This window comes from Actinomyces ruminicola, from assembly GCF_900103885.1.
Lineage (GTDB): Bacteria > Actinomycetota > Actinomycetes > Actinomycetales > Actinomycetaceae > Actinomyces > Actinomyces ruminicola.
Genome location: NZ_FNIM01000008.1, coordinates 114373 through 133812 on the forward strand (window position 1 = coordinate 114373; position 19440 = coordinate 133812).

The 19440-nt window shown below is 73.0% G+C and carries 15 protein-coding genes; all 15 read right to left on the bottom strand.

Annotated features, from left to right (window positions below):
- Window positions 1-57: 57 nt before the first annotated feature.
- A complete protein-coding gene (locus tag BLR49_RS08040) occupies window positions 58-1671 on the bottom strand; it encodes an acyl-CoA carboxylase subunit beta (RefSeq protein WP_092536115.1) in 1614 nt (537 codons plus the stop codon).
- Between the two features lie 2 nt (window positions 1672-1673).
- On the bottom strand, window positions 1674-3536 hold the full coding sequence (locus BLR49_RS08045; RefSeq protein ID WP_092536117.1) for an acetyl/propionyl/methylcrotonyl-CoA carboxylase subunit alpha: 1863 nt from the start codon (window positions 3534-3536) through the stop codon (window positions 1674-1676).
- A gap of 278 nt (window positions 3537-3814) precedes the next feature.
- Entirely contained in the window at window positions 3815-4480 is a 666-nt protein-coding gene (gene rpe / locus BLR49_RS08050) for a ribulose-phosphate 3-epimerase (protein WP_092536120.1), read from the bottom strand.
- Window positions 4481-4503: 23 nt separating this feature from the next.
- On the bottom strand, window positions 4504-5988 hold the full coding sequence (locus BLR49_RS08055) for an RsmB/NOP family class I SAM-dependent RNA methyltransferase (protein ID WP_245690554.1): 1485 nt from the start codon (window positions 5986-5988) through the stop codon (window positions 4504-4506).
- An 8-nt stretch (window positions 5989-5996) separates the two neighbouring features.
- Window positions 5997-6950 carry a methionyl-tRNA formyltransferase gene (fmt, locus tag BLR49_RS08060; RefSeq protein WP_092536127.1) on the bottom strand — a complete coding sequence of 318 codons (954 nt, stop codon included), beginning with the start codon at window positions 6948-6950 and terminating at the stop codon, window positions 5997-5999.
- Between the two features lie 4 nt (window positions 6951-6954).
- A complete protein-coding gene (locus tag BLR49_RS08065; RefSeq protein ID WP_092536130.1) occupies window positions 6955-7620 on the bottom strand; it encodes an HAD family hydrolase in 666 nt (221 codons plus the stop codon).
- Window positions 7621-7653: 33 nt separating this feature from the next.
- Complete coding sequence (locus BLR49_RS08070) at window positions 7654-9735, bottom strand: primosomal protein N' family DNA-binding protein (RefSeq protein WP_176765816.1); 2082 nt, start codon at window positions 9733-9735, stop codon at window positions 7654-7656.
- A 24-nt stretch (window positions 9736-9759) separates the two neighbouring features.
- Entirely contained in the window at window positions 9760-10962 is a 1203-nt protein-coding gene (gene metK / locus BLR49_RS08075) for a methionine adenosyltransferase (RefSeq protein ID WP_176765817.1), read from the bottom strand.
- A 67-nt stretch (window positions 10963-11029) separates the two neighbouring features.
- Complete coding sequence (gene coaBC, locus BLR49_RS08080; protein ID WP_092536136.1) at window positions 11030-12361, bottom strand: bifunctional phosphopantothenoylcysteine decarboxylase/phosphopantothenate--cysteine ligase CoaBC; 1332 nt, start codon at window positions 12359-12361, stop codon at window positions 11030-11032.
- Window positions 12362-12386: 25 nt separating this feature from the next.
- Window positions 12387-12788 (bottom strand): DNA-directed RNA polymerase subunit omega, encoded by a 402-nt coding sequence (gene rpoZ / locus BLR49_RS08085; RefSeq protein WP_092536138.1) that lies wholly within the window; start codon window positions 12786-12788, stop codon window positions 12387-12389.
- A 97-nt stretch (window positions 12789-12885) separates the two neighbouring features.
- Window positions 12886-13461 (bottom strand): guanylate kinase, encoded by a 576-nt coding sequence (gene gmk / locus BLR49_RS08090; RefSeq protein WP_092536141.1) that lies wholly within the window; start codon window positions 13459-13461, stop codon window positions 12886-12888.
- Between the two features lie 28 nt (window positions 13462-13489).
- Window positions 13490-13801: an integration host factor, actinobacterial type gene (gene mihF, locus BLR49_RS08095; protein ID WP_092536144.1), complete on the bottom strand. Its 312-nt coding sequence runs from the start codon at window positions 13799-13801 to the stop codon at window positions 13490-13492.
- A 100-nt stretch (window positions 13802-13901) separates the two neighbouring features.
- A complete protein-coding gene (gene pyrF / locus BLR49_RS08100) occupies window positions 13902-14798 on the bottom strand; it encodes an orotidine-5'-phosphate decarboxylase (protein ID WP_092536147.1) in 897 nt (298 codons plus the stop codon).
- Window positions 14795-18130: a carbamoyl-phosphate synthase large subunit gene (carB, locus tag BLR49_RS08105; protein WP_092536150.1), complete on the bottom strand. Its 3336-nt coding sequence runs from the start codon at window positions 18128-18130 to the stop codon at window positions 14795-14797. Before carB ends, pyrF begins: the two co-directional genes overlap by 4 nt.
- Complete coding sequence (carA, locus tag BLR49_RS08110) at window positions 18130-19326, bottom strand: glutamine-hydrolyzing carbamoyl-phosphate synthase small subunit (protein ID WP_245690560.1); 1197 nt, start codon at window positions 19324-19326, stop codon at window positions 18130-18132. The genes carB and carA overlap by 1 nt, the downstream gene beginning before the upstream one ends.
- Window positions 19327-19440 lie beyond the last annotated feature (114 nt).

Sequence of the window (19440 nt, forward strand, 5' to 3'; positions counted from 1 at the left end):
CCTCGGTTGTCGGGTCGATCGGGGTGGTCTTTGGGGTCGGGCTGGTCGGGCTGATGGTCATAGCGGGCCGTTGTCGTGCTTCTTGGCGGGGGCGCGGCGTCCGTCGCGCTTGTCCGCCAGGGCGGCCAGGGAGTCAACGATGACGGTGCGCGTGTCCTCGGGGGCGATGACGGCGTCGATCTCCCCGATGGCGACTGCCTTGTCGGGGTTGATGACGGTGTCGGTGTACTCCTCGACCAGGCGCTGCTGCTCGGCCGCGGCGGCCTGCTCACCGGACTCCTCGCGCACCTTGCGCAGGTCGCGGCGGTGGATGATGCCCACCGCGCCCTGGGCTCCGAGGACGGCGATCTCGGCGCCGGGCCAGCAGAAGTTCAGGTCGGCGCCGATGGCCTTGGAGCCCATCACGATGTAGGCGCCGCCGTAGGCCTTGCGCAGCACCACGGTCACCAGCGGGACGGTGGCCGAGGCGTAGGCGTTGATGACCTTGGCGCCGCGGCGGATGATGCCGGCGTGCTCCTGCTCGGCGCCGGGCCGGTAGCCGGGCACATCCACGAAGGTGACCACGGGCAGGCCGAAGGCGTCGCAGAAGCGCACGAAGCGGGCCAGCTTCTCGGAGGCGTCCACGTCCAGGGTGCCGGCGTCGACCAGCGGCTGGTTGGCGACCACACCGACGGGGCGCCCCTCGAAGCAGGCGAAGCCGACCACGACGTTGGCGGCGAAGTCCTCCTGCACCTGCACCAGCTCCCCGTGGTCCACGAGCGCGGTGACCACGGCGGTCACGTCGTAGGGCTGGCGGGGCGAGGCGGGCACCAGGGTGCCGACCTCGGTTGCGGCGTCCCGGTCCGCGGCCCGGTCGGCATCCTCGTAGGCGTAGCGGGGGGCCTCCTGCTCGGAGGAGGACGGCAGGTAGGCCAGCAGCGTGCGCACCTGGTCCAGGGCGTCCTCCTCGTCCTCGGCCACGTAGTGGACCACTCCGCTGACCGAGCCGTGGATGTCGGCCCCGCCCAGCTCCTCGGCGCTGATGCGCTCACCGGTGACCGCGCGCACCACATCGGGGCCGGTCACGAACATGTGGGAGGCCTCGCGGGTGGCGATCACGAAGTCGGTCAGCGCGGGGCTGTAGACGGCACCGCCGGCGCACGGGCCCATGATCACGCTGATCTGGGGCACCAGCCCGGAGGCGGCGCAGGTGCGGTTGAAGATGCGGCCGTACTGGCGCAGGGCGGCCACGCCCTCCTGGATCTTGGCGCCGCCGGAGTCGATCAGTCCGATCACCGGGATGGACAGGCGCAGGGCATCGTCCAGCAGCCGGACGATCTTGTCGCCCTCCACCCTGCCCAGGGCGCCGCCGGACACGGAGAAGTCCTGGGAGTAGACGGCCACCTGGCGGCCGCCGATCTGGCCGAAGCCGGTGACCACGCCGGAGGGGCGGGCCCGCTCGCCGGCCCCGGAGCCCGAGTAGCGGCCGATCTCCAGGAAGCTGTCGGCGTCCAGCAGCATGTCGATGCGCTCGCGGGCGGTGTGCTTGCCCTTGGCGTGCTGGCGCGCGGCGGCCCGTTCCTCGGCCTCGGCGTCGACGCGGGCGATGCGCTCGCGGAAGGCGGTGGTCGCCGGCGAGGTGGCCATGGTGGCTGCGCTCGCGGCGGCGGAGGTCGCGGTGGCTTCGGTCATGGTCAGGCCTCCTGCTGGGGCTGGGAGTCGTCGCGGATGTCCCGCATGCGGACCAGAATCTCGCCCGCGGAGACGGTGCGGCCGGCGCTGACGGGGATGTCGGCGACGGTGGCGTCCGCCGGGGCGTGCACGTAGTTCTCCATCTTCATGGACTCCAGCACCACCAGCAGGTCGCCGGCGCGCACACGCTGCCCCGGGGAGACGCAGATGCGGGTGACGATCGCCTGCATGGGGGCGGCGATGGCACCCGGGTCTCCGCCCTGGGCGCTGCCGCTGGCGGCGGAGCGGCCACGGCCCGAGCCCCGTCCGCGCAGCGGCTGCTGGGCCAGGTGGGAGCCGCCGGGGTAGCTCCCGCCCAGGCGCCGGCTGTGACCGCCGAGGATGCCGTCGGGCACGGTGACTTGCAGGCGATGGCCGTTGATCTCGACCACGTAGGTGGAGCGGGTGCGGTGGCTATCCGGCAGGGGCTCGCCCGCGGCTGCCCCGGTGCCGACGGCGGGGGCGGCCAGGTCCGGCAGCACCGCGTCCTCAAGCCAACGGGTGGTCACGCTCAGCCGGGAGTCGGCGTCGGGCCGGGTGAACTCCTCCCGGCCCAGCACATGGGCGTGCAGGGAGGTGCACACGGTCACGCCCTCGACGACGGTCTCCCTCAAGGCGCGGCGCGCCCGGCGGATGGCCTGGTCGCGGTCGGCTCCGGTGACCACGATCTTGGCGAGCATGGGATCGAAGGCGGGGGTGACGGTGTCTCCCTCAACCACGCCGGAGTCGATGCGGATGCCGGGGCCGGCGGGCCAGCGCAGCCTGGTGATGGTGCCGGTGGAGGGGGCGAGCCCCTGCGCGGGGTCCTCACAGGTGATGCGCAGTTCCAGGGAGTGGCCGCGGGGGGCGGGGACGGGGCCGAGCCGCCCGCCGGCGGCGATGCGCAGCTGCGTCTCGACCAAGTCGACGCCGGTGACCTCCTCGGAGACGCAGTGCTCGACCTGCAGGCGCGGGTTGACCTCCAGGAACCACAGCTCACCGGCGGGCGTCAGCAGGAACTCGCAGGTGGCCACGCCTACGTAGTCGACGGCCTCGAGCAGCCGCCGGGAGGCCTCGTGCAGCCGTTCCTGAACGGCGTCGGGCAGGTAGGGTGCGGGGGCCTCCTCCAGGAGCTTCTGGTTGCGGCGCTGCAGGGTGCAGTCGCGGGTCGAGACCACGGCGAAGGCGCCGTGGGCGTCGCGCGCGCACTGGGTCTCCACGTGGCGGGCGGCGGTTACGTACTTCTCCAGAATGAGCGTGCCGACGCCGGCCGCGGAGTCGAAGGCGGGGGTGGCGCGGACGGCGGCATCGTCCTCCAGCACGGTGATGCCCCGCCCGCCGCCGCCGTCGGTCCGCTTGAGGGCGACCGGGTAGCCGTGGACGGCCGCGAAGGCGACCACTGACTCCGGATCGGTGACCGAGTCGGTGATGCCGGGTACGGGATCGACGCCGGCGGCCACCGCGGCGGCGCGGGCGCTGAGCTTGTCCCCCAGGGTGCGCATGGCCGACGGCGAGGGGCCCACCCAGGTGATGCCGGCGTCTCCGACCGCCTGGGCGAAGTCGGCGTCCTCGGCCAGGAAGCCGTAACCGGGGTGAATCGCCTCGGCGCCGGTGCGGTGGGCGAGGTCGAGGATGGCGGCGGCGTCGGTGTAGCCGGAGCCCTCGGGCAGGGCGTAGGCCTCATCGACGAACTCCGCCGCCGGGCTCATCAGATCCTCCGGCGTGTACGGCAGGATCGACGTGCCGCCGAGATCTCTGACGGTGCGTGCCACGCGCAGGGCGATCTCACCGCGGTTGGCGATCAGGATGCGATTGGGAGGACAGTCGTGGCTCGCGTCAGCGCTCACTGGGCGGCTCCTGGGGTGGATGGTCGGTGGAGGCGGACCCGTCCGGGAACTGGTCTCGAACAGGCATGACTCGCGTTTGCCTACAAGTCCTTTGGGGTACCCAATGGGATGAGACGCGCGATTCCCGCCGCACCGCAACGATACGGCCACCCTTCATCGCAAGCCTATTGTGGAAACACCACAAATCGTGTCCGTTACCTTGAATATGCCTGCCGGAGTGTCGGCGGTATCACGGGGCCGGCTCGGCATGTCGTCGCGCGCCGCCCCCGGCCGCCGGCTCAGTGGCGGTGGACGGCGGCGCGCTCCCGCAGCGTGGCGATCGCGGCGACGGCGTCGTCGGCCCGATAGACGGCGGAGCCGGCGACGAACACATCCGCCCCGGCCTCGGCGGCACGCACGATGGTCTGCTCGGTGACCCCGCCATCGATCTGGATACGCAGCTCCTGGCCCCGCTCCCCCACCAGGCGGCGGGCAGCCGCGATCTTGTCCAGCATCGGGTCCAGGAAGGACTGTCCTCCGAACCCGGGCTCGACGGTCATCAGCAGCAGCAGATCGATCTCCGTCAGCAGTGGCTCCACGGCGGTCAGTGGCGTGGCCGGTCGCAGTGCGAAACCAACGCCGGCGCCGAGGCGGCGCAGCTGCCTCGCCAGGCGGAACGGCGCGGCGGTGGCCTCCAGGTGACTGGTGACAATGGCACAGCCGGCCTCCGCGTACGCGGGCGCCCAGCGGTCGGCGTCGGTGACCATCAGGTGGGCGTCGACCGGCAGCGAGGTGTGGGCGAGCACTGCCTGCACCAGGCTGGGGCCGCCGAACTGGTTGGGGACGAAGTGGTTGTCCATGATGTCCACGTGCAGGCCATCCGCGGTGCGCACGCGCTCCAACTCGGCGGCGAGGTGGGCCTGATCGGCGTTGAGGATGGAGGGGTGGATGGCCGGCTGTGGCACGGAGGGCTCCTTCTCGAGGGTGGTTACACGGTACGCCGCAGCAGCGCACAGAACATGGCGTCGGAGTCGTCCAGGTGCGGCCAGGTCTGCAGCATCTGCCGATCGGCGCCGGCCGGTGCCTGCGGGGCCAGGTCGGCGGCCAGGCGGCCGGCGTGCAGCGGCTCCAGCTCGATGCCTGCGCGGGCCAGCTGCCGGGTCACGTCGCGCACCACCAGGCTCGTCTCCAGTACATGGGGCGAGCAGGTGACATAGGCGATCAAGCCGCCGGGCCGCGCCGCTGCGGCCGCGCCGGCGAGCAGTTCCCGCTGCAGCTCGGCCAGCGCGGCCACGTCCTGGGGCGTGCGGCGCCAGCGGGCCTCGGGGCGTCGTCGCAAGGAGCCCAGGCCGGAGCAGGGGGCGTCCACCAGGATGCGGTCGTAGGCTCCGGGCTCCTGCGATCCGACCTTGCGGCCGTCCTCGGCGCGCACGGTGACGACGCCGTCGGGCAGGGCGCGCACGGCGGCCTCCACCAGCCGGGCGCGGTGGACGGCGACCTCGTTGGCCACCAGCGTGGCGCCGCGGTCGGCGGCCAGCGCCCCCAGCAGGGCCGCCTTGCCGCCGGGCCCGGCGCACAGATCGAGCCAGCGCTCGTCGTGGCCCTCCAGCGGCGCCTGGGCGAGCATGAGGGCCACGAGCTGGCTGGCCTCGTCCTCGACGCCGGCGCGGGAGTCGCGCACGGCCTCGATGCGTCCGGGGTCGCCGCCGGACAGGACCAGCGCATACGGGCTCAAGCGGCCGGGCCGGGGTTCCTCGCCGGTGGCCGCCCGGACCTGCGCGGACAGCTCGTCCACGGTGATCAGTCCGGGGCGGGCGCACAGGGTGACCTGCGGGTCGGTGTTGTCCGCCTCCAGCAGCGCCTCCAGCTCCCCGTCGGCGTCCCGCCCGTTGACCTTCAGCGCCTGGCGCAGGGCCTTGACCACCCAGGCGGGGTGCGACTGCGCGCGCGCCAGGGCGGCGGTGGTGTCGGAGGCGTCCGCGCGCAGCCGGGCGAGCCAGTCCTCCAGGTCGTGCTCGCTGATGCGGCGCATCACGGCGTTCACGAAGCCGGAGGCGCCGCGCCCGGCGCTGTAGGCGGCCAGGTCGACGGTGGTGGACACGGCGGCGTGCGTGGGCACGCGCATGGCCAGCAACTGGTGGGCGCCGAGCCGCAGCACGTCCAGGACGACGGCGTCGACCTGCGGCAGCGGCCGGTCGATGCACTCGGCGATGATGGCGTCGTAGCGGCCTTGCAGACGCAGGGTGCCGTAGGTGAGCGCGGTGGCGAAGCCGGCGTCGCGCCGTCCCAGGCGCGCCTGGTCGAGGATGGTCGGCAGCACCAGGTTGGCGTAGGCGTCGTCCTCCCGCACCTTGGTCAGGGTGTGCAGACAGGCCAGGCGGGCGGGGTCGACGTCCGGAGCGGAGGCGCGGGCGGGGCGGCGGCGGTCCGGCCCGGTGTCCGGGGAGGGGGCGGGGTGGTCCGGGAGGGTCATCTCGTCTCTCATTCGTTGGTGTCCTCTGCTGCCTGTCCGAGCACCGTGCCTGCCGCCGGACGGGCACCGCGCGCCCAGGCGTCGGCGTCCATCCAGTGCTTGCCGGCGGGTGCCACTCGGCCCAGGCGGACCGCGCCCCGCCCGGTGCCGACGCGCACCTCGTGCTTGGTGGCATGCAGGGCGCCGGGCGCCAGGTCGGTGACCTCCGGGAGGGGCGTTACCGGACCCAGGCGCAGCCGGGTGCCCTGGTAGGTGGTGTGGGCGCCCGGGGCCGGGGTGACGCCGCGGATGCGGCGGTCGATGTCCACGGCGCTGTCGCGGAAGTCGATGCGCCCGTCGGCGGGCGTCAGCACCGGGGCGTGGGTGGCCCGTGCGGCGTCCTGCGCCTGCGGGACCACGGCTGCGGACTGCAGGCCGGACAGGACGTCCAGGAGCAGGGGGGCGCCGGCGTCGGCCAGGCGGGCGAGCAGCTCGCCGGCCGTGTCGTCGGGACGAATGGGCTCGGTGATGCGGGCGTAGACGGGTCCGGTGTCCAGCCCCTCCTCGAGGCGGAACACGCTGGCTCCGGTGACGGTGTCTCCGGCGATCAGGGCCCGCTGCACGGGGGCGGCGCCGCGCCAGGCCGGCAGCAGGGAGAAGTGCAGGTTGATCCAACCGTGCGCGGGCACGTCCAGCAGCTCGGTGGGCACGAGCCGACCGTAGGCGACGACGACGGCGACGTCGGCATGCAGACCACGCACCCACGCCTGGGTGTCCTCGTCGCGGAGGGTGGCCGGGGTGTGCACCTCCAGCCCGGCTGCACGGGCGGCGGCGGCCACCGGCGAGGGGTGCAGGGTGCGGCCGCGGCCGCGGCGGGCGTCTGCCCGGGTCAGCACTCCGACCACCTCGTGCTCGGGCGCCGCGATCAGCGCCCGCAGCGCGGGCAGGGCCGTCTCGGGGGTTCCGGCGAAGAGAACACGCATGGGGTCAGTCTAGGGGCGCGGGCAGCAGGCCCTGCTCAATCAGGACGGCGCGCAGCATCCCGGCACCGGTGAAGCGGTGGGCGCGCATGCCCACGGCCCGAGCGGCATCCACGTTCACCGGCGAGTCGTCAATGAACAGGGTGTGCTCGGCGCACAGGTGGTAGCGGTCCAGCAGCAGACGGTAGATGGCGGGATCGGGCTTGACCAGGTGCTCCCGCCCGGAGACCACGATGCCGCCGAAGCGCTCCAGCAGGGGTGAGAGGTGGCGAGTGGCCGCGAACAGCACGTCGTTGAAGTTGGTCAAGGCGTACAGGGGCACGCCGGCGTCCGCCAGCGCCTCAATGATGGCGGCAGTGCCGGGTACGGGGCCGGTCTTGGTGTCGATGAAGTGGTCCCAGTAGGTGCGCAGGATGCGGGGCCAGTCGGGGCGGTCGGGGTGGGCGGCGGCCAGCGCGTCGAGGATCTGCTCCAGGGGCACGCCGGCATCCAGCATGGCGTTCCAACGGGGGAAATCGCCCTGTTCCACGAACTCCTGCCAGGCCGCGAGCTTTACGCGGCCGGCGACCGCGCCGACCGCCTCCCAGGTGTAGATGACATTGCCGTAGTCGAATACGACGGCGTCGATGCCGTCGGCGACGGCACCGGTGCAGGGATGTGGGGCGGAACTCATGACCTGACCTCTACCACAGCGCGTCCCGGGTTTCTACCACAGAACGGTCGGATCGAGCTCGACGCGCACGGGTTCCTCCCGGCGCACGGAGCCGTCCCGCAGCTGTAGGCGCAGGAAGGCGGCCAGCTCGCGGCCCCTGCCCAGGGGCGCCCGGATGAGCCCGCGCATGGCCTTCGGCTCCGCGGGTGCTGCAGGAGCGCTGGGCGAACCTGCGGCCTGTCGGGGGACGGCGACGGGACCGAGCACTTCGAAGTCGGCCGTCCGGGCTCGCTGGAACAGGTCCTCCAGGCGGGGGCGCGGCCCGTCGACGCGGGCGGCCCGCCAGGCCGGCGGCAGGTGCAGTTCGGCCCGCTCGGTCAGCTCACGGCGGGCGAAGCCCGCGTGGTCCCAGCGCACCAGCGCCTGCGCCACCACCGGATTGGGGCCGCCCAGGAGGATCACCCGCGCGTCCGGGTGGGCGAGGACGGCGGCGTTGGTCCAGTGGCGCAGGGCCTCGCTGGCCGCGCCCAGTTCGGCGCGAGCGGACAGGGCGGCCCCGTCCAGCAGCAGCACCGCCCAGTAACCGCCGTCGGCCTCGGGCTCCGCCCCCGGCGTGGCGACCACCAGCCGGGGGCGGGCGTCGACGGTGGTGATGACGCCGTGGTCCTCCCGCGCCCCGGAGGCGACGACCGGAACGCCGGGGAAGGCCCGCCCGAGTTCCTCCGCCGTGCGGGTAGTACCCACCTGCACCATGCGCAGCCGCGGGCACCCGCACTCCGAGCAGATCCAGTTGGCGACCGTACGGGCGCACCAGCGGCAGGTGACGGCTCCCTCCCGCCCCATGGCGAGCGGACCGGAGCAGGCCGTGCAGCGGGCGACGGCGCGGCAGCGGGCGCAGGCCACCAGTGGTGCGTAACCGCCTCGCGGCACCTGCACCAGCACGGGGCCGCGCTTCAGGGCCGCGCGCACGGCGCGGTGAGCCAGGGAGGGAATGCGGGCGCCGCCGGAGGGCCCCTCCGCCTCGAGCTCCGGGGCTCCGGGCACCTGCACTCGCGCGGTCGCGGCGCGCACGGTTTCACGGCGGGCGCTCAGCTCGGTGGCCCAGCCCTGCTCCACGTACGCCTGCGCCTCAACGGAACGGGTGTAGCCGGCGATCAGCAGGCCGGTCCCGGCCAGGCCGCTGCGCAGGGCCAGTACGGTGCGAGCGTGGATGTAGGGGGCGTGGGGCTCGTCGAGCCGGTCATCGCCGTCGTCCCAGATGACGGCCAGGCCCAGGTTGCGCACGGGGGCGAAGGCGGCGGCTCTGGTGCCCACCACGACCCGGGTGCGGCCGGTCAGCGCCCGCAGGAACGCCCGGTAACGGCGGGCGGGACCGTGCTCGGCGGAGAGAACCGCCACGCCCTCCCCGTCCAGGGCGGTGGTCAGCTCGGCGGCAACAGCCTCCGCACGCTCGGTGGTGGCAACGACGACGAGCACGCCGCGCCCACCGGCCAGGGCGGCCCGGGCGGCGTCGGCGACCAGACGGGTCCAGTGCGGCACCAGGCCGGGACGCCCCGGCAGAGCGGTCCAAACCGCGCGCGGCGCCTCGCCGGCGGCGAGCCGGTCCAAGAAGCCGGGACCGCCGTCGTAGGTCGCCCAGGCGTCCGCCGGCGGGGGCGACCAGCGCGGTACCGCCGAGGCGGGCCGGTCGCGCTCCTCGCGCTCGGTGGTGGCGTGGCGGGCGGGCACGGCCAGCCGGACGACGTCGGAGCGCACCCCGGCGGTGCGGGCGGCTACCGCCTCGACCAGACGCATGGTCTGCGGGGTGAGCACCGGCAGGTCTGAGACGACCCGGCGAATGGAGGCCAGCCGACCGGGGTGGGTGGTGGTGTCCGCGCGTTCCCAGATCCATCCGTGCAGATCCTGGCCGCCGAAGCGGACGACCACACGGGTGCCTACGGCCGCGGCGACATCGAGCTCGGGCGGCACCAGGTAGTCGAAGAGCCGGTCCAGGTGCGGTACCGCGGTCTCCAGCAGGATCCGCGCAACGGGCTGCGCCACGCCCGGGCCGTCGACCCGGCGCGCGGAGGTCGTGGGGGCGTCAAGCAGTACACCCTGTTCGGGAGCTGCCCCCGGGGCGGCGGCCGCCGACACCATGACCTCCTCCCCCACCCGGCGCCGTCAGCAGGCCTCGCGCAGCGCCGCCGCCCGGTCGGTGCTCTCCCAGGTGAAGCCCGGCCGGCCGAAGTGACCGTAGGCGCTGGTGCTCCGGTAGATCGGACGCAGTAGGTCCAGGTCGCGCACGATCGCGGCCGGGCGCAGGTCGAAGACCGTGCTGATGGCGGCGCTGATCCGCTCCACGGGTACCTTCTCGGTGCCGAAGGTCTCCACGTACAGACCCACCGGGCGGGCGGAGCCGATCGCGTAGGCGATCTGCACCTCGCAGCGGTCGGCCAGCCCGGCGGCAACCACGTTCTTGGCCACCCAGCGCATGGCGTAGGTGCCGGAGCGGTCGACCTTGGAGGGATCCTTGCCGGAGAAGGCGCCGCCGCCGTGACGGGCCATGCCCCCGTAGGTGTCCACAATGATCTTGCGTCCGGTCAGGCCGGCATCGCCGGCGGGGCCGCCGATCACGAACTGCCCGGAGGGGTTGATCAGGATCTCGGCGTCGGCGACGGCCAGCCTCAGCCCCTTGTCCTCCTCCGCCTCGAGCACCGGGCGGATTACCTCCCGAGTGATCGCGTCGGTGAGCCACGGCCGGGTGCGGTCGGGGTCGTGCTGCGTGGAGACGACCACCCCGGAAAGCGACACGGGCTTGTCGCCGTCGTAGCCAATGGTGACCTGGGTCTTGCCGTCGGGACGTAGGCCCTCGACGATGCCCAGCTTGCGCACCCGGGCCAGGCGCTCCGCCAGGCGGTGCGCCAGGTGAATGGGCAGCGGCATGAGCTCCGCGGTGTCCGTGCAGGCGTAGCCGAACATGAGCCCCTGGTCGCCCGCGCCCTGGAAGTCCAGCGGGTCCAGGTCGGAGCCGTCGTCGCGTACCTCCAGGGCCTTGTCCACGCCGGCGGCGATGTCCGGGGACTGCTGGCCGATCGAGATCGACACCCCGCAGGAGGCGCCGTCGAAGCACACCTCGGACGAGGTGTAGCCGATGGAGACGATCTCGCGACGGACGATGTCGGGGATCTCCACATAGGCGCTGGTGGTCACCTCACCGGCGACGTGTACGAGGCCGGTGGTGACCATGGTCTCCACCGCGACATGCGCGGCAGGGTCTTGCGTGAGGATGGCGTCGAGGATGGCGTCGGACACTCGGTCGCAGATCTTGTCCGGGTGCCCCTCGGTGACGGACTCGGACGTGAACGGACGTAGGCGGGAACTCACCCCCCAAGGGTACCGGCGGACACCTGCACAATCCGCTTCGGCCCGGTGCCGGCACATGTGGCAAGCCTTACTGCCGATCCGGGAGTGCCTCGAGTCTGTCTGCAATCAGCTCCACCAGGGCGTCGGCGACCTCCTGCTTGGAGCCACTGGCACGGGTGACCTCGCGCCCGCCCGCGTCCAGCACCACGACGGCGTTGGGCACATCCCCGAACCCCTGGGAGCGGCCGACGGCGTTGACCGCCAGCAGGTCGGCGCCCTTGCGCCGAGCCTTGGCGGCGCCGTGGTCCAGCACGTCGCCGTCGGCGTCACCGGTCTCGGCGGCGAAGCCGACCACCAGGGTGCGTCCGCCGTCCGTGCGCGGCGGGTCGGTGACGAGCTCGGCCAGCACATCCGGGTTCTCCACCAGGGCGATGACGGGGCCGGTGGATCCATCCGGCCCGCCCTGTGCGTCGGACGGGGCGAGCGGGTGCTTCTTAAGCTTGGCGGCCGCGACGGTGGCGGGGCGGAAGTCGGCTACGGCGGCGGCCATGACTACGGCGTCGGCGTCCGTCGCGGCCGCGCGTACTGCGGCGCGCAGGTCGAGGGCGGTGGTGACGGGCACGACCTCGATCCGGGGCGGCAGGTCGGCGAGCACCTGGGCGTCTACGTGCGCGGACACCAGGGTCACGCGCGCGCCGCGAGCGGCGGCGGCGCGGGCGATGGCTGCGCCCTGCCGGCCGGAGGAGCGATTTCCGAGATAGCGCACGGGGTCGAGTGGCTCGCGGGTGCCTCCCGCGGAGACGACGACGTGGCGGCCCACCAGGTCGCGGTGGTCGCTCACCTCGGCGGAGTCGAGCACGGCCAGCGCGCGGGCCACGATCTTCTCAGGCGCGGGCAGACGCCCGGACCCGTAACCGGATCCGGTGAGCGGGCCACTGTCCGGATCGATGATGGCCACCCCGCGACGGCGCAGCGTGGCCACGTTCGCGCGGGTGGCCGGGTGGTTCCACATCTGGGTGTGCATCGCCGGCGCCATCACCACGGGCGCCGTAGTGGTCAGCAGCGTCGCGGTCAGCAGGTCATCGGCCCGGCCGGCGGCGGCCCGGGCCAGCAGGTCCGCGGAGGCGGGCGCCACCAGGACCAGCTCGGCCCACTCCCCCACGTCCACGTGCGCCACGGCGGCGGCGTCGTCGAAGACCCCGCTCTGAACCGGGGAGCCGGTGACTGCGGCCAGTGCGGGAGCGCCGATGAAGCGCAGGGCAGCCGCCGTGGGCACGGTGCGCACCTCGTGCCCGGCCGCGCGCAGCAGCCGGATCACGGAGGGCGCCTTGTAGGCGGCGATGGAACCGGATACGCCCACGACGATGCGACGTGCCCGGGACGCGCGCGCGTCCCGGGCACGGGTGCTGTCAGTGTTCACGACGGCTCGTACAGGCGCTGGACCATCAGAACTGGATGTCGTCCAGGCCGGTGGCGGACTCGCCCTGGTCGCCGAGGTCCAGCGGAGTGTCCAGGGAGATGTCGGAGAACATGTCGGCCTCGGCGGCGCGGCGGGCCTCCTCGGCCTCGGCGCGGCGGGCGCGGGCCTCATCCCCGGGGATGACCTGGAGCTTGCCCTCGGCGACCTCGCGCAGGGCGATGCTCAGGGCCTTCTCCTCGGTGTCGGCCTCCACCAGGGGGCCGAAGTACTCGAACTGGTTGTCCTCCAGCTGCTGGATGTAGCTGTTGATCTGCCGGGCGCGCTTGGCGGCCTCCACCACCAGCCCGTACTTGGAGTCGACCTTCTCCAGGAGGTCGTCAATGGGAGGGTTGGTGATTCCCTCGGGGTCGGCGGAGGTTCCGAGCATGTGCTTGTCTCCCAATGTGTTCTGCTACCTGATTCGCGGTGATGGTCTGGCAGGGTGCGGGCGCGCGCTGGCGCCACCGCACTGCAAGCACCCGAGTCTAGCGGCTCAGGCCGAGCACGTCTTCCAGCTCATCCGTGGCACGTGCCACGGAGTCGTTGACGATGACGCGGTCGAACTCGTCTGCGGCGTCGAGCTCCACTCGAGCAGTGGCCAGGCGGCGGGTGCGCTCGGCGTCCGACTCGGTGCCGCGCCCCAGCAGCCGGGAGACCAGTTCCTCCCAGCTGGGCGGCGCGATGAAGACCAGCTGGGCGTCGGGCATGGCGGCGCGCACCTGGCGCGCACCCGCCAGGTCGATCTCAAGCAGGGCCGGGCGGCCGGCATCCAGTTGCTCCTGCACGGGACGCCGGGGGGTGCCGTAGCGATGCGTGCCGTGCACGAGCGCCCACTCCAGCATGTCTCCGGCCTCGACCAGCCGGTCGAACTCGGCGTCGGAGACGAAGTGGTAGTGGACGCCGTCGCGCTCACCGGGGCGGGGCGCGCGCGTGGTTGCCGAGACGGATACGAACAGGTCGGGGTGGCGGCGTCGCAGCTCGGCGACGAGGGTGCCCTTCCCCACGGCGGTCGGCCCGGCGATCACGGTGAGGCGGGCGGGCGGCACCTGGGCTGCGGTCATGGGGACATAATGCCCCGTGACCTGCGGCTCAGCCGAAGCGACGCACGAGCTCGGCGCGCTGCCGGGGGCCTAGCCCCCGCACCCGTCGGCTGGCGGCAATGCCGACCTCCTCCAGCACGGCCCGCGCGCCCACGCTGCCCACGCGCGGCAAGGACCGCAGCAGGTCCAGCGCCCGCATCTTGGCCAGTGCCTCGTCGCTCTGGGCGGCCTCCAGCAGGCCGGAGACGGTCAGGGCGCCGCGTTTGAGCTGGGCCTTGGCCCGGGCGCGCCGGTCTCGGGCGGCTGCCGCCTTGCACAGCGCATCTGCCCGTTGCCTGGGACTGAGTTCAGGGATCGCCATGATATGCCTCCATCGGCAGTAGGGACATCTGCCGTGGCCAGGTTATGCCCCGCCGGGGCCCGTGCGCACGCCCCGCGTGGCGCGCCGGGGTGAGAGCCCGTCAGGGACGCAGGGCGGCAGTGGCCTGGGCGACGGCCCGGTCGGCGGCCTCCCGCAGATCCGCGGCGCCGGGGCCCGCTTGCAGCACGCCGCGGGAGGTGGAGGCGAGCACGTTGCCGCGTGCGGGACCGAACACCTTCTGCAACTCGGCCGCCCCGGCCCCCTGCGCCCCCACGCCGGGAGCCAGCAGGGGGGCATTGGCCGCCAGCAGGTCAATGCCCAGGGCGTCCACGGCCGCGCCGACGGTGGCGCCGACGACCAGCCCGACGCTGCCGAGCTCGCCCGCGGCGCGGGCGGCTGCATTGGAGGCAGCCGCCCCGGCGACGATGTCGGCGGCGACCGCCCGCCCGGCCGGGCCGCGGGCGTGCTGCACGCCCGCCCCCTCCGGGTTGGAGGTCAGTGCCAGCACGAACACGCCCCGGCCGGTGTCCGCGGCCAGTTCCAGCGCCGGCAGCAGTGAGCCATAGCCCAGGTACGGGGAGACGGTGATGGCGTCGGCTGCCAGTGGGGCGCCGTCGGCCAGGTAGGCCTGGGCGTAGCCATCCATGGTGGAGCCGATGTCTCCGCGCTTGACGTCCAGGATCGCGAGCGTGCCCGCCTGGCGCAGGGCCGCCAGCGTCTCCTCCAACACGGCGACGCCGGCGGAGCCGTGGCGCTCGAAGAAGGCGGACTGGGGCTTGACGCCCGCCACCCGTCCTCCCAGCGCGTCGACCACGCGCAGGGAGAACTCCCGCAGCCCGGCTGCCGTGTCCGGCAGGCCCCAGGCGTCCAGGAGGGCCGCATGCGGGTCGATGCCCACGCACAGCGGGCCGTGGGTGTCCATGGCTGCCGCCAGGCGTGCCCCGAAGGGTGGATCCACCCGGTGGGAGCTGTCCTCGCGCGCCGGAGCGGGGCTCATGCGAAGGCCTCCTCGGAGGCGGCGGCACTGCGGCGGGAGCGCCGGTCGGCGTCGTGCTGTTGCAGACTGCGCACTCGCATCGGGGCGGCCAGCTGCGCCTCCAGCGCCTGCACGGCGGCCTGCAGCTCCTGCACAGTGGTGATGATCGGCTTGTCGGCGCCGGTAGTGGCGGCACGGATCGAGTAGCCGTCGGCACGGGCCCCCTGACCCTTGGGGGTGTTGATGACCATGTCGATAGCACCGGACTCGATCAGCCCGACGATCGTCTGCTCGCCGTGAGCGCCCCGGCCCTCGCTGACCTTGCGGACCGGGGTGGCGGGGATGCCGTTGCGCCGCAGCACCTGGGCGGTGCCGGCGGTGGCGTAGATAGTGAACCCCAGTTCCGCCAGGCGGGCGACGGGCAGCACGATGGCGCGCTTGTCGCGGTCGGCGACGGACACGAACAAGGCGCCCTCGCTGGGCAGCCCGCCGTAGGCGCCGGCCTGAGACTTGGCGAAGGCCCTTGGGAAGTCGACGTCGTAGCCCATGACCTCGCCGGTGGAGCGCATCTCCGGGCCGAGCACGGTGTCCACCACCCGCCCGGAGGGCGTGCGGAACCGCTTGAAGGGCAGCACCGCCTCCTTCACGGCGATGGGGTCCAGCGCATCAGTGACGGAGGCGTCGTGGGCCGGCAGGTGCCCGGAGGCCTTCAGGCCGGCAATGCTCTCGCCGGCCATGAGCAGGGCGGCCGCCTTGGCCAGCTGCACCCCGGTCGCCTTGGAGACGAAGGGCACGGTGCGCGAGGCGCGCGGGTTGGCCTCAATGACGTACAGGGTGTCGGAGACCAGCGCGTACTGGATGTTGATCAGCCCGCGCACGCCCACCCCGGCGGCAATGGCCTCGGTGGAGCGGCGGATGCGGGCGATCTCCGTGTCGGACAGGGTCATGGGCGGCAGCACGCAGGCGGAGTCGCCAGAGTGGATACCGGCCTCCTCGATGTGCTCCATGACGCCGCCCAGGAACAGTTCGGTGCCGTCGTAGAGGGCGTCGACGTCGATCTCGATGGCGTCGTCGAGGAAGCGGTCGATCAGCAGCGGGCCGTTGGCGTAGGCGCCGCCGGCCTCTGCGGAGGCGCGGGCGAGGTAGTCGACCAGGCCGTCGCGGTCGTAGACGATCTCCATGCCGCGCCCGCCCAGCACGTAGCTGGGGCGGACCAGCACCGGGAAGCCGATATCGGCGGCGACGGCGAGGGTCTGCTCGTCGCTCAGGGTGGTGCCGTGCGCCGGGGCCGGCAGCCCGGCCCGCTCCAGGACGACGCCGAACACCTCCCGGTCCTCGGCGGCGTCGATGGCCTCCGGGGTGGTGCCCAGGATGGGCACACCCGCGGCCTTGAGCCGGGCGGCCAGGGACAGGGGCGTCTGCCCGCCGAGCTGGACGATCATGCCCGCCACCGGGCCGGCCGCCAGCTCCGCCTCGTAGACCTCCATCACGTCCTCGAAGGTCAGGGGCTCGAAGTACAGCCGGTCGGAGATGTCGTAGTCGGTGGACACGGTCTCCGGGTTGCAGTTCACCATGACCGTGTCGTAGCGCTCGGACAGGGCCATCGTGGCGTGCACGCAGGAGTAGTCGAACTCGATGCCCTGGCCGATCCGGTTGGGGCCCGCTCCCAGGATGATGACGGCCTCCCGCTCGCGGGGGGCGACCTCGGTCTCCCGTTCGTAGGTGGAGTACAGGTAGGGGGTGTCGGCGGCGAACTCGGCGGCACAGGTATCCACCGTCTTGTAGACCGGGCGCAGGCCGAAGGCGTGGCGCACCTGGCGGACCGTGTCCTCGCCGATCCCGCGCAGGGAGGCGATCTGGGCGTCGGAGAAGCCGTGCCGCTTGGCGCGCCGAAGCAGCTCGGCGGTCAGTGCGGGGGCCGCCTGGACGGCCTCGGCGATCTCCTGCAGCAGGAACATCTGGTCCAGGAACCACGGGTCGATCGCGGTGGCGTCGAACAGCTGCTCCAGGGTGGCGCCGCCGCGGATGGCCTGCTGCAGGTCGACCAGGCGGTGCTCGGTGGGGGTGCGCAGTGATTCGACCAGGTCAGGCAGCTGCTCCGGTGTCGGGGCCGGCCCGTCCCAGTGGAACACGGAGCCGGACTTGTCGATGGAGCGCATGGCCTTCTGCAGGGCCTCGGTGTAGCAGCGGCCCAGGGCCATGGCCTCGCCGACCGACTTCATCGTGGTGGTGAGCGTCGGGTCGGCGCCGCGGAACTTCTCGAAGGCGAAGCGCGGCACCTTTACCACCACGTAGTCGACGGCCGGCTCGAAGGAGGCGGGGGTGGAGCCGGTGATGTCGTTGGGGATCTCATCGAGGGTGTAGCCGATGGCCAGGCGGGCGGCGATCTTGGCGATCGGGAAGCCGGTGGCCTTGGAGGCCAGGGCCGAGGAGCGGGACACGCGCGGGTTCATCTCGATGACGATGACGCGCCCGGTATTCGGGTGCACCGCGAACTGGATGTTGCAGCCGCCGGTGTCCACACCCACCTCACGGATGACGGCAATGGCGATGTCGCGCAGGTTCTGCAGCTCCCGGTCGGTGAGGGTCAGGGCCGGGGCGATGGTGATTGAGTCTCCGGTGTGCACGCCCACCGGATCGACGTTCTCGATGGAGCAGACCATCACGCAGTTGTCGACCCGGTCGCGCATGACCTCCAGCTCGATCTCCTTCCAGCCTAGGATGGACTCCTCCAGGAGCACCTCGGTGGTGCGGGAGTCGGCCAGGCCCTGCCCGGCGATGCGCTCGAGGTCCTCGGCGTTGTAGGCGAAGCCGGAGCCGAGCCCGCCCATGGTGAAGGAGGGGCGCACCACCACGGGGTAGCCGCCGAGAGCCTCGACGCCCGCATGGCACTCGGCCATGGTGTGGGCGATGACGCTGCGGGCCACCTCGGCGCCGCAGCGCTCAACCACCCGCTTGAACTCATCGCGGTCCTCACCGGCATTGATGGCCTCGGCACGGGCGCCGATGAGCTCCACGCCGTACCTGTCCAGCACCCCCGCCTCCACCAGGCTCATGGCGGTGTTCAGGGCGGTCTGCCCGCCGAGGGTGGGCAGGAGTGCGTCCGGGCGCTCCTTGGCGATGATCGCCTCGACCACTTCGGGAGTAATGGGCTCGACGTAGGTGGCGTCGGCCATGTCCGGGTCGGTCATGATGGTCGCCGGGTTGGAGTTGACCAGGATGACGCGAATGCCCTCGGCGCGCAGCACCCGGCAGGCCTGGGTGCCGGAGTAGTCGAACTCGCAGGCCTGACCGATGACGATGGGGCCGGAGCCGATGACCAGGACGGAGGAGATGTCGGTACGGCGGGGCATCAGGCGTTCTCCTCGGGGGTTGCGGTGGGGGCGGAGTCGGTTTCGGCGGAGGCGACGCGGTGCTCGTGCATCATGCGGATGAAGCGGTCGAACAGGTGCTCGCCGTCGTGCGGGCCGGCGGCGGCCTCGGGGTGGAACTGGACGGAGAAGGCCGGCAGGTCCAGGGCGCGCAGGCCCTCGACCACGCCGTCGTTCAGCCCCAGGTAGCTGACTTCGACGCGCCCGTAGCGCCCGGAGTCGAAGGGCGCCGTGCTGGGGCCGTCCACGGGGGCGTCGACGGCGAAGCCGTGGTTGTGGGAGGTGATCTCGACCCGGCCGGTGGCCCGGTCCAGCACCGGCTGGTTCACGCCGCGGTGCCCGTAGCCGAGCTTGTAGGTGCCGTACCCCAGTGCGCGGCCGAAGATCTGGTTGCCCAGGCAGATGCCGAAGAAGGGGATGCGGGCGTCCAGGACGCCGCGCAGCAGCTCCACCTCGGCGTCGGCCGTGCCGGGGTCGCCGGGACCGTTGGAGAAGAAGACGCCGTCGGGGTGCAGGGCGAGCACCTCATCCAGGTTGGTGGACTGGGGCAGCACGTGCACGCGCACGCCCCGCTCGGCCAGCTGCCAGGGGGTGCGGGCCTTGATGCCCAGGTCGATGGCGGCCACGACGGCGACGGGCTCCTTGCCCGCGAAGTGGCCGCTGGGCTCGACCACATAGGCCTCGGTGGTGGTCACCTCGGCGGCGAGCGCCTGCCCCGCCATCGCCGGCTCGGCGCGTACGGCGTCCAGGCAGGCTGCCAGGGCCGCCTGGGAGGCCGCGGAACGCGGGGGCTCGCCGACGCCGTCGGGCAGGGCGCTGCCGGAGAAGATCCCGGCGCGCATGGCGCCCCGCTCCCGCAGGTGACGGGTGAGGGCGCGCGTGTCGATGTCGCAGATGCCGACCACCCCGTGGGTGGCCAGCTCGGACTCCAGCTCACGGCGGGCCCGCCAGGAGGAGGCGCGGCGGGCGGGGTCGCGCACCACGAAGCCCGCCACCCAGATGCGGTCGGACTCGCCGTCCTCGTCGTTGACTCCCGTGTTGCCGATGTGTGGGGAGGTCATCACCACGATCTGCCGGTGGTAGGAGGGGTCGGTGAGGGTCTCCTGGTAGCCGGTCATGCCGGTGTTGAAGACGATCTCGGCGACGGTGGAGCCGGTGGCGCCGTAGGAGCGGCCCATCAGCGTGTAGCCGTCCTCCAGGACCAGCAGTGCCGGGGTGCGCTCGCTCGGCGCTCCCGCGGGCAGGGCAGGGCTGGTGAAGCCGCCGTAGGCGGCCGGGGCCGTGGGGCTGGG

Excerpts from the sequence above, each read along its gene's own strand:
- BLR49_RS08040 (WP_092536115.1), bottom strand. The coding sequence starts at position 1,671 with ATGACCGAAGCCACCGCGACCTCCGCCGCCGCGAGCGCAGCCACCATG.
- BLR49_RS08055 (WP_245690554.1), bottom strand. The coding sequence starts at position 5,988 with ATGACCCTCCCGGACCACCCCGCCCCCTCCCCGGACACCGGGCCGGAC.
- fmt (WP_092536127.1), bottom strand. The coding sequence starts at position 6,950 with ATGCGTGTTCTCTTCGCCGGAACCCCCGAGACGGCCCTGCCCGCGCTG.
- BLR49_RS08065 (WP_092536130.1), bottom strand. The coding sequence starts at position 7,620 with ATGAGTTCCGCCCCACATCCCTGCACCGGTGCCGTCGCCGACGGCATC.
- BLR49_RS08070 (WP_176765816.1), bottom strand. The coding sequence starts at position 9,735 with ATGGTGTCGGCGGCCGCCGCCCCGGGGGCAGCTCCCGAACAGGGTGTA.
- rpoZ (WP_092536138.1), bottom strand. The coding sequence starts at position 12,788 with ATGCTCGGAACCTCCGCCGACCCCGAGGGAATCACCAACCCTCCCATT.
- gmk (WP_092536141.1), bottom strand. The coding sequence starts at position 13,461 with ATGACCGCAGCCCAGGTGCCGCCCGCCCGCCTCACCGTGATCGCCGGG.
- mihF (WP_092536144.1), bottom strand. The coding sequence starts at position 13,801 with ATGGCGATCCCTGAACTCAGTCCCAGGCAACGGGCAGATGCGCTGTGC.
- pyrF (WP_092536147.1), bottom strand. The coding sequence starts at position 14,798 with ATGAGCCCCGCTCCGGCGCGCGAGGACAGCTCCCACCGGGTGGATCCA.
- carB (WP_092536150.1), bottom strand. The coding sequence starts at position 18,130 with ATGCCCCGCCGTACCGACATCTCCTCCGTCCTGGTCATCGGCTCCGGC.
- carA (WP_245690560.1), bottom strand. The coding sequence starts at position 19,326 with ATGGGCCGCTCCTACGGCGCCACCGGCTCCACCGTCGCCGAGATCGTC.